1 protein-coding gene is annotated in these 535 nt (G+C 60.4%); it reads right to left on the bottom strand.

All coding sequences use genetic code 11. The features are described 5' to 3' along the window. Positions 1-535 (bottom strand): hypothetical protein (locus FYK55_RS28805; protein ID WP_161604835.1); only part of this gene is annotated, 535 nt, incomplete at both ends.

Genomic DNA, 535 nt, shown 5'->3' with positions numbered 1-535 from the left:
TCGCCGTAGTAGTCGTACTTGGCACGCTGAATGTCGGTCCAATCACCCGCATCGACTTTGCGGCGCAGCGTGACATGACGCAGCCGACCACGCTGCTCTCCGCTGCCAAAGTAATCGTAGGCCAGTGCCTCGGTGATCGTCTGGCCGTCTTGCTCGACGCTCCGTTGGATCGCCACGATGTGGTCGTCGTCGGTGTAGGCCGTCACCTCGGTAAGCTGTCCGCCAGCATCTTTATGCCAGGCCATCACCCCCGGCGGATGTTCGAACTGGTCGAAGTCGTGGTACGCGAACTGTTCGCCAACCGGCGTCGTCAGCACCAAAAGCCCTTCGGCTTTATCGTGAGTCAGAGTCGAGACCGCGCCGAAGCGACCGACGTAACCACCGACCCCGTTAAGCTCGAACCACAGGTTTCGACCCGGCCCGCGAACGACCGTGATCGTGCCGTCACCACTTTCATTGAGGTAACCCCACTGGCTGACGATCCAGTTGAACCCGTTGCCGTAGTCGTGGCTGCGCGACATCTGGTTGCTGTAAA

It is taken from the genome of Roseiconus nitratireducens (assembly GCF_008629675.1).
Taxonomy (GTDB): Bacteria; Planctomycetota; Planctomycetia; order Pirellulales; family Pirellulaceae; genus Stieleria; species Stieleria nitratireducens.
Note: the sequence above shows the minus strand (reverse complement) of the source record. Positions and strands in the feature narration are given on the sequence as shown.